This window comes from Streptomyces sp. YS-3 (assembly GCF_045257485.1).
GTDB lineage: Bacteria > Actinomycetota > Actinomycetes > Streptomycetales > Streptomycetaceae > Streptomyces.
The window spans coordinates 1-10,969 of record NZ_JBJHPC010000220.1 but is presented as its reverse complement, the minus strand read 5'-3'; the positions used below and the strand labels follow the sequence as shown (position 1 = coordinate 10,969).

At 74.2% G+C, this 10,969-nt stretch carries 15 protein-coding genes; 10 read left to right on the top strand and 5 right to left on the bottom strand.

The genetic code is table 11. The annotated features are described in order from the left end of the window. Positions 1-55: 55 nt before the first annotated feature. Entirely contained in the window at positions 56-1,192 is a 1,137-nt protein-coding gene (locus ACJA3G_RS19080; protein WP_406554216.1) for an AI-2E family transporter, read from the bottom strand. A 399-nt stretch (positions 1,193-1,591) separates the two neighbouring features. Between ACJA3G_RS19080 and ACJA3G_RS19075 the strand changes: the two genes are divergently transcribed. From ACJA3G_RS19075 to ACJA3G_RS19050, 6 genes are read left to right on the top strand one after another with little or no spacing between them, the layout of a single operon-like run. Further along, positions 1,592-1,768, top strand: coding sequence for a hypothetical protein (locus ACJA3G_RS19075; RefSeq protein WP_406554215.1), 177 nt, complete (start codon positions 1,592-1,594; stop codon positions 1,766-1,768). Beyond that, a complete protein-coding gene (locus ACJA3G_RS19070; protein ID WP_406554214.1) occupies positions 1,765-2,223 on the top strand; it encodes a monovalent cation/H+ antiporter complex subunit F in 459 nt (152 codons plus the stop codon). The genes ACJA3G_RS19075 and ACJA3G_RS19070 overlap by 4 nt, the downstream gene beginning before the upstream one ends. Next, a complete protein-coding gene (locus tag ACJA3G_RS19065; RefSeq protein ID WP_406554213.1) occupies positions 2,216-2,476 on the top strand; it encodes a Na(+)/H(+) antiporter subunit B in 261 nt (86 codons plus the stop codon). Before ACJA3G_RS19070 ends, ACJA3G_RS19065 begins: the two co-directional genes overlap by 8 nt. Beyond that, positions 2,473-3,279, top strand: a complete 807-nt coding sequence (locus ACJA3G_RS19060; RefSeq protein ID WP_406554212.1) for an MnhB domain-containing protein — start codon at positions 2,473-2,475, stop codon at positions 3,277-3,279. Before ACJA3G_RS19065 ends, ACJA3G_RS19060 begins: the two co-directional genes overlap by 4 nt. Further along, a complete protein-coding gene (locus ACJA3G_RS19055; RefSeq protein ID WP_406554211.1) occupies positions 3,279-3,626 on the top strand; it encodes a sodium:proton antiporter in 348 nt (115 codons plus the stop codon). Before ACJA3G_RS19060 ends, ACJA3G_RS19055 begins: the two co-directional genes overlap by 1 nt. Continuing rightward, entirely contained in the window at positions 3,623-5,371 is a 1,749-nt protein-coding gene (locus ACJA3G_RS19050; RefSeq protein WP_406554210.1) for a complex I subunit 5 family protein, read from the top strand. The genes ACJA3G_RS19055 and ACJA3G_RS19050 overlap by 4 nt, the downstream gene beginning before the upstream one ends. A 15-nt stretch (positions 5,372-5,386) precedes the next feature. On the opposite strand, the gene ACJA3G_RS19045 is transcribed toward ACJA3G_RS19050, so the two are convergent. Further along, a complete protein-coding gene (locus tag ACJA3G_RS19045; RefSeq protein ID WP_406554217.1) occupies positions 5,387-6,352 on the bottom strand; it encodes an LLM class F420-dependent oxidoreductase in 966 nt (321 codons plus the stop codon). Between the two features lie 148 nt (positions 6,353-6,500). Here ACJA3G_RS19045 and ACJA3G_RS19040 point away from each other — a divergent pair, with 148 nt between their 5' ends. After that, positions 6,501-7,754, top strand: a complete 1,254-nt coding sequence (locus ACJA3G_RS19040; protein ID WP_406554209.1) for an MFS transporter — start codon at positions 6,501-6,503, stop codon at positions 7,752-7,754. Here ACJA3G_RS19040 and ACJA3G_RS19035 read toward each other — a convergent pair. Continuing rightward, a complete protein-coding gene (locus tag ACJA3G_RS19035; RefSeq protein ID WP_406554208.1) occupies positions 7,742-8,338 on the bottom strand; it encodes a TetR/AcrR family transcriptional regulator in 597 nt (198 codons plus the stop codon). The genes ACJA3G_RS19040 and ACJA3G_RS19035 overlap by 13 nt on opposite strands. Before the next feature lie 190 nt (positions 8,339-8,528). Between ACJA3G_RS19035 and ACJA3G_RS19030 the strand changes: the two genes are divergently transcribed. Both ACJA3G_RS19030 and ACJA3G_RS19025 read left to right on the top strand, forming a co-directional pair. Beyond that, a complete protein-coding gene (locus tag ACJA3G_RS19030; protein ID WP_406554207.1) occupies positions 8,529-8,696 on the top strand; it encodes a hypothetical protein in 168 nt (55 codons plus the stop codon). A gap of 34 nt (positions 8,697-8,730) precedes the next feature. Next, positions 8,731-9,495, top strand: a complete 765-nt coding sequence (locus ACJA3G_RS19025; RefSeq protein ID WP_406554206.1) for an alpha/beta fold hydrolase — start codon at positions 8,731-8,733, stop codon at positions 9,493-9,495. A gap of 23 nt (positions 9,496-9,518) precedes the next feature. On the opposite strand, the gene ACJA3G_RS19020 is transcribed toward ACJA3G_RS19025, so the two are convergent. Beyond that, positions 9,519-10,058: a GNAT family N-acetyltransferase gene (locus ACJA3G_RS19020; protein WP_406554205.1), complete on the bottom strand. Its 540-nt coding sequence runs from the start codon at positions 10,056-10,058 to the stop codon at positions 9,519-9,521. 109 nt (positions 10,059-10,167) lie between these two features. Next, positions 10,168-10,431 (bottom strand): UBP-type zinc finger domain-containing protein, encoded by a 264-nt coding sequence (locus tag ACJA3G_RS19015; protein ID WP_406554204.1) that lies wholly within the window; start codon positions 10,429-10,431, stop codon positions 10,168-10,170. 138 nt (positions 10,432-10,569) lie between these two features. Between ACJA3G_RS19015 and ACJA3G_RS19010 the strand changes: the two genes are divergently transcribed. Continuing rightward, positions 10,570-10,842, top strand: coding sequence for a DUF1876 domain-containing protein (locus ACJA3G_RS19010; protein WP_406554203.1), 273 nt, complete (start codon positions 10,570-10,572; stop codon positions 10,840-10,842). The last annotated feature ends 127 nt before the right edge of the window (positions 10,843-10,969 follow it).

The following is a 10,969-nucleotide window of genomic DNA, read 5'->3' as shown; positions in this document are numbered from 1 at the left end:
GTAGCGCGCTCCCCCGACGTACCGGTTCCGCACGCGTCCGTACGGAACCGGTACGTCACGACACGTCCGTCCTGGAGAAGACGTGCTCGTCCAGGACGATGCCGATGGCGACGGCCGCCGGAATGGCGACCAGGGCGCCGATCACCCCGAGCAGCGCCCCGCCCACCAGCACGCCCACGACCGTGACGAGCGGATGCACGTCGACGGCGAACCGCATGACCTTGGGCACGATGAGGTAGTCCTCGGCCAGCCGGAACCCGACGTAGAAGGCCGCGGTGGCCAGCGCGATGGGCAGCGACACCGACAGGGCCACCAGGCTGACGACGAAGCCGCCGATGGTGCTGCCGACGATGGGGATGAGGTCCATCAGGGCGATGAAGACGCCCAGTGCCGCCGCATAGGGGACGCCGAGCGCCACGCACCAGACGAAGGTGGCCGCGCCGGCGATGACGGAGGTGGCCACGTTGCCGAGCATGTACCGCCCGACCCGGTTGAGGATCTCCTCGGTGACCTCCTGCACATGGGGGCGTTTGCGGGCCGCCACGAAGCGCAGGCAGAACCGTTTCAGCGCGGGCAGGAAGGCCATTACGTACACCATCACGACGAGGACGATGGCCCCCGAGGTCACCGCGCCGACCACGAACTTCCCGGCGCCCAGCAGCCCTCCGGCGAGCCCGGACGCGCCACCGGAGGAGAACTGCTGCTTGGCCTTGTCCACCAGGTGGTAGCGGTCCTCGAAGCGGCCCAGCGTGGAGTTGTGGTCGTGCAGGTCGCGCAGCCAGCCCGGAACGGCCTTCACCAGCGCGTTGATCTCGTCCGCGGCCGGCGGCACGACCAGCGCCAGAAAGCCCGCGAACACCGCGAGCAGCAGCACCAGGACGGCCGCGACGGCCCAGCCCCGGCGGACCCGGTGGCGGGTGAGCCACACGACGACGGGTTCGAGGGCGAGCGCGAGGAACACCGCGAGCAGCAGCAGGGTGAGCAGACTGCCGACCTCCAGCACCGTCTGCACGGTCAGCCAGGCCAGCGTGGCGCCCAGCCCCAGCGAGAAGCCGACGGCGAACCAGGACCGGCCGCCCGGGCCCTTCCTGCCCGCGCCCCGCACCCACGCGCCCACCGGCCCGGCGGGSCCCGCCGGGGCGGCGCGCTCCGGCTCGCGGCCCTCCTCGCCCTCAGGCCGCACGGTCGCCATCGCGCACCCACGGGGTCGATGCCACCTGCATGGCGTGCGCTCCCTTCCCGTCGCACCGCGTGCGGCCACCGCCCGGCCGCCCGCCGCCTCTCGACCGAGCATGTCCGACCGCCGGGCATCCGGCCACACCAGCCGCACCGCACGAACCCGGCCTGCCGGGGTGCCGGGTCCCCCTCCCCGCCCCGGTGAAACAGCCGCCCCGCCGTCCGGGGGATTGCCCTGCGGGCCGCCGGGTACCCGCCGGCCCGGAGGGGCCGGGGCGGCCGGGCGTGCGGAGCGCCGCGCGTCGTCGGCGGCCCGCGCGCCCGCGGTGCTTTCATGAGCGCACTCCATACGACGCGGGTGCGCCCGACCGGGGCGGGCCCACCGGCTCCCGACCGCTGTCGAGGTGATGTACGGATGGGTCGAGCGGCGGCCGTGACCGCCGAACTCCTCGTGTGGTGGCTCCCGCTGATGGCCATGTGGCTGGTGTTCATCAGTACGGTCGACACCCTGGAGGCGTTCGTGGGGGCCGGAAGCGCCCTGCTCGCGGCGGTCGCCGCCTGCGCGGCCCGGCGGGCGATGAGCGAGCGGTGAACGGGTGGCTGTGGGCCGCGGCCGGCCTGCTCGCGGTGGGTTTCGGGCCCGTGGTGTGGGGGGTGGCCACCGGCCCGGTGGGACGCCGGGTCGTCGCCCAGAACTTCGGCACGTCGGCGGTCTGCCTGGTCATGCTGCTGCTCGCCCAGGGCTACCGGCGTCCGTCGTACACCGATCTCGCCCTCGTGCTCGCGCTCCTCGGCCCGGTGGGCACCCTGGTGTACGCACGGCTGCTCGCCGACGAGCTCTCCCCGGGCCCCGCGCACACCGGCGCGCTGACGGCCACCGCCGCCGTCGCCACCACGGCGGTGGTCGCGGCGGTGTGCGCGAGCACCGGGCCCGGCCGGGCCCTGGTGAAGCTGCTGGTGACCGGGGCGCTGCTGATCGCCGGGAACGTCGTGGCGTCCCGGGCGGTCGCGGGCGGTTACGAGAGCGCGGAGGCCTCCCATGGCTGATGTGCCGGTCGTCCTCGCCCTGCTGCTCGTCGCGGTGTCGGCGACCGCCGCGGTGGCGGTCCGCGACCCGGCCCGCCAGGCACTGGTCCTCGCGGTGCTCGGGCTCGCGCTGGCGGTGCTGTTCACCGTCCTCCAGGCCCCGGACGTGGCCCTGTCCCAGCTCGCGGTCGGCTCCGCGCTCACCCCGCTGCTGATCCTGCTGTCCGTACGCAAGGTGCGGCGCCGCGGCCGGCCCGGGGACGACGGCCGGTGAGCCGGCGGCTGCGGATGTGGGTGCTGGTCCTGGGCGGCCTCGGCGTGGCCGTGCTGCTGTGCGCCGCGTATCTGCGGCTGCCGGACTTCGGCGGCGCCGTCCACCCGTACGGGGACCGCGCGGTCGACGCGTCCCTCGCCCGTCGCACCGCCAACACCATCGCGTCCGTCAACTTCGACCAGCGGGCCTTCGACACGCTCGGCGAGGAGACCATCCTGTTCGCCGCGGTGCTCGGGACCGTCGTCCTGCTGCGCCAGACCCGCGACGAGCGCCAGGTGCCTCCCGCGCCCGAGAGGGTCGCCGCTCCGGTCCGCCGGTACGCGCTGGTCATGCTGCCGATCGTGCTGCTGACCGGGCTCTACGTCATCGCGCACGGACAGCTCAGCCCCGGCGGCGGCTTCCAGGGCGGGGTGGTGGTGGCGACCGCGCTGCATCTGCTCTACATCGGGGCCGACTACCGCGCCCTGGAGCGGATCCGCCCGGTCGGCCTGTACGAGATCGGGGACGCGGCGGGCGAGGCGGCGTATCTGATCCTCGGTGTCGCGGGGCTCGTCGGCGGTTCGGCGTTCCTCGCCAACACCGTCCTGCCCTACGGCACGTTCAACACCCTGGCGTCGGGCGGGACCGTGCCGCTGCTCAACGCGGCGGTCGGCATGGAGGTGGGCTGCGCGGTCGTGGTGCTGCTCGCCCGCTTCCTCGACCAGGCCGTGGAGATCGAGCAGGACACGGGAGCCGGGCGGGGCGGAGCCGGCAAGGACCGGGACGGACCGACGGGAACGAACGGGGGCGTGAGCGCGCGGTGATGTCCGTACTGCCGTACCTGGTGGCCGGCTGGATCTTCCTGGCGGGCTGCTACGGCCTCGCCACCAGCCGCCATCTGGTCCACGCGGTGGGCTGTCTGGCGGTCTGCCAGTCCTCCACCTACGTCCTGCTGCTGGCGGTGGGCTACCGCGAGGGCGGCACGGCCCCCGTCCACTCCGACCTGGAACCGGGCACCCGGCCCGTCGTCGACCCCGTGGTGCAGGCCCTGGCCCTGACCGATGTGGTGGTCGGGGCGACGGTGACCGCGCTGCTGCTCGCGCTGGTGATGCAGGTGGCCAAGCGGCACGGCACGGTGGACCCCGACGAGCTGTCCGAGCTGCGCGGATGAACCAACTGCTGCCGCTGGTCGTGGCCCTGCCGCTGTGCGGCGCCGCCGCCCTGGTGGCCGCCGGGCGCGGACTGCCGCGGATCGTCGCCGAGTCGGCCGCCGCCTGCACCGCGGCGGCGACGGCCGTCCTGTGCCTGGTCCTGTTCGTCCACTCCTCTCCCCGGAGCGAGGAGTGGGTGGGCGGCTGGCGGCCGAGGAACGGGGCGGGCGTCGGTATCGTCCTGGTCGGGGACGGCCCCGGCACCGGGCTCGCGGCCCTGGTCTCCGTCCTGGTCGTCGCCGTGCTCGTCTACTCCTGGCACTACTTCGACGAGCCGCCCCGGCGCCACGCGGGCTCCTTCCCCGCGCTGGTCCTGCTCTTCCAGGCGGGCATGTGCGGCTTCGCCCTCACCGGGGACCTCTTCAACGCGTTCGTCTTCTTCGAGCTGATGAGTGTGGTGGCGTACGCCCTGACCGGCTACCGGGTCGAGGAGGCCCGGGCCGTCCAGGGCGCGCTGACCTTCGGAGTGGTCAACTCCCTGGGCGCGTACGCCACGCTGACCGGCATCGTGCTGCTCTACGCCCGCACCGGCGAACTCGGCATGCGGCAGATCGGGGCGCGCCTGGACGCCCACGGCGGACCGGACGCGCTGACGCTGGCCGCCTTCGCGCTGGTTCTGACCGGTCTGCTGGTCAAGGCGGCGGCGGCCCCGTTCCACTTCTGGCTGCCCGACGCGCACGCGGTCGCGCCGACGCCGGTGTGCATGCTGCTGTCGGGCGTGATGGTGGAGCTCGGGGTGTACGGCACCTGGCGGGTGTGCAGCACCGTCTTCGCGGGGCCGGGCGGCCTGCCCGCCCCGGACGCCGGACGCGCCCTGATGGTCCTGGGCACGCTGAGCGCGCTGGTGGGCGCGGTGATGTGCTGGCAGCAGCGCCACATCAAACGTCTGCTCGCCTGCTCGACCGTCGCCCACACCGGGCTCTTCCTGGTCGGTGTCGGTCTGCTGCGGCCGGAGGCGAGCGGCGGGGTGGCGCTGTACGTCCTGGGGCACGCGGGCGCGAAGGCCGCCCTGTTCGCCTGCGCCGGAATCCTGCTCGACCGCTACGGCAGCGTCGACGAGCACGAACTGCACGGCCGCGCCCGCGAGTTGCCGCTGGTCGCCGTCCTGTTCACGGTGGGGGCGCTGGCGCTCGCGGGGCTGCCGCCCTTCGGCACGGGGCTGGGCAAGTCGGTCACCGAGGAGGCGGCGGGCGGCGGTTTCCCCGTGCTGTTCGTGGCGGTGTCCGCGCTCACCGGAGGCGCCGTGCTCAGGGTGGCCGCGCGGGTGTTCCGCGGACTGGGGCCGGTTCCGTCGGGCGACCCCGCGTACGGGACGGACGGGGAGGACGAGGAGCCGGAGACCGGGGGCCGCCTCGGCCGGGTGCCCGTCACCATGGTCGCGGTGCCCGCGCTGCTGCTCGCGGGGTCGCTGGCGACGGGGCTGGTGCCGACGCTCGCGCGGGCGACGGGCCGGGCCTTCGACGCCCCCGCGGGCCACGCGCCGCACTGGACCCCGCCCGGCCTGCTCCTCGGGCTCGCCTCGGCCGTGCTGGCGGCGGCCCTGGCGGGCGCGGCGGTCCGCGGCCCCGCGCGCCGCGAACCGTACCGCTGGACCGAGCCGCTGCGCCGGCTGCACTCCGGCCACATCGGCGACTACGTCGCCTGGCTCCTGGCGGGCACGGCCCTGCTCGGCGCCCTCGCGCTGCCCGGCATCCTCACCGGGTAGCCGTCCGGGGCGGTGTCACAGCTCGCGCAGGGCGGGCAGCAGCTTCGTCTCGGCCCACTGGATGAAGGGGAGCTGGTGTTCACCGCCGATCTGGACGAGGGCGATCTCGGTGAAGCCCGCCTCGGCGTAGGGCCGTACGGCGTCGACGAAGGCGCCGACGTCGTCGCCGCACGGGATGGACTCCGCCACGTCCTGCGGGGTGACGAACTGGGTGGCGCCCTCGAAGCCGGACGGCCCGGGGAGCTCGGAGTTCACCGGCCAGCCGGAGGCGAACCACCGGAACTGGTCGTGGGCGCGGGCGATCGCCGCGTCCCGGTCGGGGTCGTAGCAGACCGGCAGCTGCCCCACGCGGGGCTTGCCGCTGCCGCCGTGCCGGTCGAAGGACTCCAGCAGCTCGGCCTTGGGCTCGGTGGCGATGACGAGGTCGGCGGAGCGGCCCGCCAGCGCGCAGGACACCTCACCCGAGACGGCGATCCCGATGGGCGGCGGCTCGTCCGGCAGGTCCCACAGCCGCGCGTTGGACACGTCGAAGTGGGCGCCCTGGTGGTTGACGTTGCCGCCTTCGAAGAGGGCGCGGATGATGTCGACGGCCTCCTCCAGCATGTCCAGGCGGACCTGCGGCGAGGGCCATCCGGCGCCCACCACGTGCTCGTTGAGGTTCTCGCCGGAGCCGAGACCCAGCCGGAACCGCCCCTCGGACAGCAGTTGCATCGTCGCGGCCTTCTGCGCGACGACCACGGGGTGGTAGCGGACCGTGGGGCAGGTCACGTACGTCATCAGCGGGATGCGCGAGGTGGCCTGGGCAGCGGCCCCGAGTACGCTCCAGGCGTACGAGGCGTGTCCCTGGGACTCCAGCCAGGGGAAGTAGTGGTCGGAGGTGACGGAGAAGTCGAAGCCGGCGCGTTCCGCGGCGACCACGTCGGAGACGAGGGCGCGGGGGCCGGTCTGCTCGGTCATCATCGTGTAGCCGATTTGCACCATAACCACACGTTTACCTGGCTCCTCGGATCGAAAACCTCCCGGCTCGGCCATCACGGTCCCCACCCCGCGAGAGGGCCGCGAATGGCCCACTCGCTTCCCCGGGAAATGGACCAGACGAAGGGGCCACCCGGGCCATAGTCTCCGACTCATGACGACCCATCCGGTGTCCCCCGCGGGCCCCCGCCGCCTTCTGGCGCTCGCCCAGCTGACCAACTCCGTCGGCGACGGCGCCTACCTCGTGACCTCCGCCCTGTACTTCACCCGCGTCGTCGGACTCGCCCCCGCGCGGATCGGTCTGGGGCTCACCCTCGCCTGGGCCGTCGGCTCGGTCGCGGGCGTACCGCTCGGGCGGCTCGCGGACCGGCGCGGGCCCCGGGGGACGGCGGTGCTGCTGGCCCTGGCGACCAGCGCCTCGGTGGCGTCGTTCCTGGTGGTCCGCTCCTTCCTCCCGTTCCTCCTGGCCGCCTGCCTCTACGCCACCGCCCAGTCGGGGCTCGCGGCGGCCCGTCAGTCGCTCCTCGCGGGGCTGGTGGCCGAGACCGAGCGGACGGGGACCCTGGCGCGCCTGCAGGCCACGCTGAACGCGGGTCTCGCCGTGGGCGCGGCGCTCGGGGGCGTCGCCCTGCACGCCGACACGACCGGCGCTTACCTCACGGTCTTCGCGCTGGACGCGGCGAGCTTCCTGCTCTGCGCCCTGCTCCTGGCGCGCCTCCCCCACGTCGTGCCCGTGCCGCGGCCCGAGGGCGGGCGCCGCGGCCCGACGGTCCTCGGCGACCGGCCGTACGTGGTCGTGGCCCTTCTGAACACCGTGCTGCTGCTGCGGATGCCGCTGCTCAGCCTGGGCATACCGCTGTGGATCACCCAGCGCACGGCCGCGCCGGCCTGGCTGGTCTCGGCGCTGTTCGTGCTCAACACCGGCGCGGTGATGCTCTTTCAGGTGCGGACGGCTAGGAGCGTCCGGGGACTGACGACCGCCGTGCGGGCGGTGCGGCGCTCGGGCGCGGTGATGCTGGCGGCCTGCGCGGTGTTCGCGCTGTCGGCCGTGGGTGACGACGCCCGGACGGCCGCCGCGGCGCTCGTCGCCGGATCGGTGCTCCTGGTCGTCGCCGAGATGCTGCACTCGGCGGGCTCCTGGCAGATCGGCTTCGACCTGGCCCCCGCCGACCGGATCGGCGAGTACCAGGGCCTGTTCGGCACCGGCGTCACCATCGCCCGCACCCTCGGCCCGCTCCTGCTGACCGCGCTCCTGGTGGACTGGGGCAGCCCCGGCTGGCTGGTGCTCGGGGCGCTGATCCTGGTGGCGTCGTACGCGATGGGGCCCGCGGCCCGCCGGGGCGCGCGCCGAGCGGCTCCCGCCGGCCCGGCCGCCGCCGCCACCATCCAGTCCCCTCAGTCCGGCTGAAGCGAGCGCCACACCCGATCGGGAAGGATCCGGTAGGCCTGGGCGAGGTCGATGTCGTACGTACTGGACAGCCAGCGGCGTGCGGTTTCGGCCGGGGGGCCGAGGACGAGGACGTCGATCAGGGGCGAGGGCAGCGGCGCGATCTCGCCCGCCTCGATACGGGGTCCCAGCCAGGCGGCGATGGCGGCCAGCTTGTCCGCCTTGACCCGGCGGATCTCGTCGGCGTGGGCGGCGAGATAGCCCGAGTAGGCGGAGGCGTGCAGGAAGAGCGCCACGTCCGGGTGCTCCTCGGTGAAGCGCAGATAGCACTGGACGAGCGCGCGGATGCCGGTGCGGGCGGTGCGCGCCCGCATGAGGACCGCCGTCATCTCGTCGAACAGCTGCTCCATGCAGCGGGTGTAGAGGGCGGCGGCGAGACCGTCGAAGCTGCCGAAGTGGTGGTAGAGACTGCCGAGGCTGACGCCGCTGGCGCGGGTGACGGCGCTGACGGTGAACCCCTGCTGGCCCGACTCGGCGAACACCCGCAGGGCCGCGGTCAGCAGCCGGTCGATCGTGGCCTCGCCGCGCTGCTGCCTAGGCGACACGGCTCTGCTCCGCGCGGTGCCTGCCGGGCCCGTTCCGTCGAGCTCGGGCGCTGGGGGTGCTCCACAGGGCACCGATCGGGACGCTGTCTGCCATGGCGGCAACCCTAGCGCAGCGATCTCCACCGACCTGTAGAAGACTGTTCTAGAAATCGACTCCCCAACGACCTTTCCAACCACCACACTTGCCCGTATGACTCGACTGACTCGACGCCCGACCGGCGAACGGCCGGAGACCGACGCAGCCACCGAGGACGGCATCCTGGACGACTTCTGGTGGCCCGTGGCCACGCTGCCCGCGGCCGGCGACGGCACCGAGGCGCAGCACCCGGCCGACTCGCTGGCCGCGGGAAAACGCTGATGCGCGAAGCGGAACCGGTCTCTACTGTGGCGCGGTGACTCTTTCCCATGATGTGGCCGGCAGCGGCCCGGCGGTTCTCCTGCTCCACTCGACGGTCTGCGACCGGCGGATGTGGGAGCCGAACGTTCCCGCGCTCGTCGAGGCCGGCTACCAGGTGGTCCGCTGCGACCTGCGCGGCTTCGGCGAGACGCCCGTGCCGGACCGTCCGTACAACAACGCGGCGGACGTCGTCGCCCTCCTGGACACGCTGGGCATCGAGCGCGCGGCGCTGGTCGGGGCGTCCGGCGGTGGCCGGGTCGCGCTGGAGATCGCGGCCCGCAGGCCCGAGCGGGTCACCGCGCTGGCGCTGCTCTGCACCGCGCTGGCCGGGCACGAACCCGGCGCCGAGCTGCGGGCGTTCGGCGAGCGCGAGGACACCCTGATCGAGACCGGTGACATAGCCGGGGCGACCGACCTGAACGTGGACGCCTGGCTGGGGCCGGAGGCCGACGGGGCGGTGCGGGAGCAGGTGCGCCGGATGCAGCGCAACGCCTTCGACGTCCAGTTGGCCGCCACCGAGGAGTTCGGCCAGATCAGGGTGGAGACCGACCTCGCCTCGATCGCGGCCCCGGCTCTGCTGGTCTCCGGTGACCACGACTTCGCGGACTTCCACGACATCGCGGTGCACCTCACCGGTGTCCTCGCCGACGCCCGCCACCTCGCGCTGCCCTGGGCGGGGCACCTGCCCAGCCTGGAGCGCCCGGACGAGGTGAACTCCCTGCTCGTCGGCTTCCTGCGCGAGGCGCACGCCGCGGCCTGAGCCGGGACGGGGCTCCGGCGCCGTCAGCCGCCCGCGGCGTAGCAGCGGACGGTCACGGTCTGCCGGGGCCCCCACTCCTGCTCGACCTCGGCCAGCAGCTCCCAGCCCAGCCGCTCGTACAGGGCGATGGCCGCGGTGTCGGAGGCCACCACGTCGAGCACGGGATGCAGCCCGCGCGCCCGCGCCCCGCTCACCGCGCGGTCCAGCAGCAGCCGTCCGATGCCGTGGCCGCGCGCCCCGGGAGCGACGAAGAGCCGGCTGACCACGGCCGTCGCCTCGGGGCCGACCCCCGCGCGGGCGCTCCACAGACCGGGTGCCACATCGCCCGTACCGGCGAGCGACAGACCGGCGTGGCCGGCGACCTCGCCGTCCAGGTCGGCCACCCAGGCCGCGAGGAGCGAGGGCGGGGCGAGCCAGTCGCCGGGGCGCTCGGGCCAGTTGACGGGGTAGCCGTCGCGCTCGTGGACGGCGGCGAGCGCCCGGACGCACGCGTCCAGGTCGCGATCGTTCCGCGGGCGGACGTACGGGCGGGTGGCGGACCGGGAGGTGTTCTCGCTGTTCACCGCGGTATGGAAACACGGCCCGGGTCCGCTCCGGTCGGCCGCCCCGGAGCGCGGCCGGGTCCGCTGCCACGTCGTGGGACGGGCGGGGCCTCGGCCAACGGGCGGCCGGTCAGATCAGGGCCTCGTGGACGAAGCACCAGCGCCAGTCCTCGCCGGGTTCGAAGGAGCGCACGACGGGGTGCTCCTCGCTCGCGGCGTGCGCGCGGGCGTGCTGCCGTGGGGACGAGTCGCAGCAGCCGACGTGGCCGCAGACGAGGCAGAGCCGCAGATGGACCCAGGGGGAGCCCTCACGCATACAGTCCTCGCACCCCTGCGGGGTTCGGGGCTCCACGTCCCGGATCATGGCCAGATGCGGGTCGGGCTCGGTGGTCATCGCGTCCTCCGTGGATAGGGCCCCCTGCGTCCTCCAGGGTAGGAACGCCCGGCACCGGCCGCACTCCTTCGCCGCTCGCTTCCGCGGCGCCCCGGGGGGACCCTGGGAGTACGTGGGCGAGTCCTGGAGGTGACCGTCATGACCACACTCGTGGGGTGGCATGTGGAGCTGGAGTTCTCCGAGGTCGGGGACCGCACCAGCGCCGCGGGGCTGCTCAGGCTCGCCGACGGTACCGAGATGAGGGGGCACGGCTACGCCCTGCGCCATCCCCTGGACCCCGAACAGGTGCGGGTCGGGGAGGAGATCGCCGGTTCCCGGGTCCTGATGGACCTGGCGTCCCAACTGCTGCAGAAGGCACACACCGAGATCGACGAGGCGGCGGGGCACCGGACCCGGCCGCTGACCCGCTGACGCGGCCCCGAGCCCGGAACCCCGTCGAGAAACCCTCTCCGGACCCCGCGCCGGCGCCCCCGTGGAGACCTTGGGACGGGGGCCCGGACTGCGCCGGACCTCCACCCCGGACGGGGGGCCTTCTCCC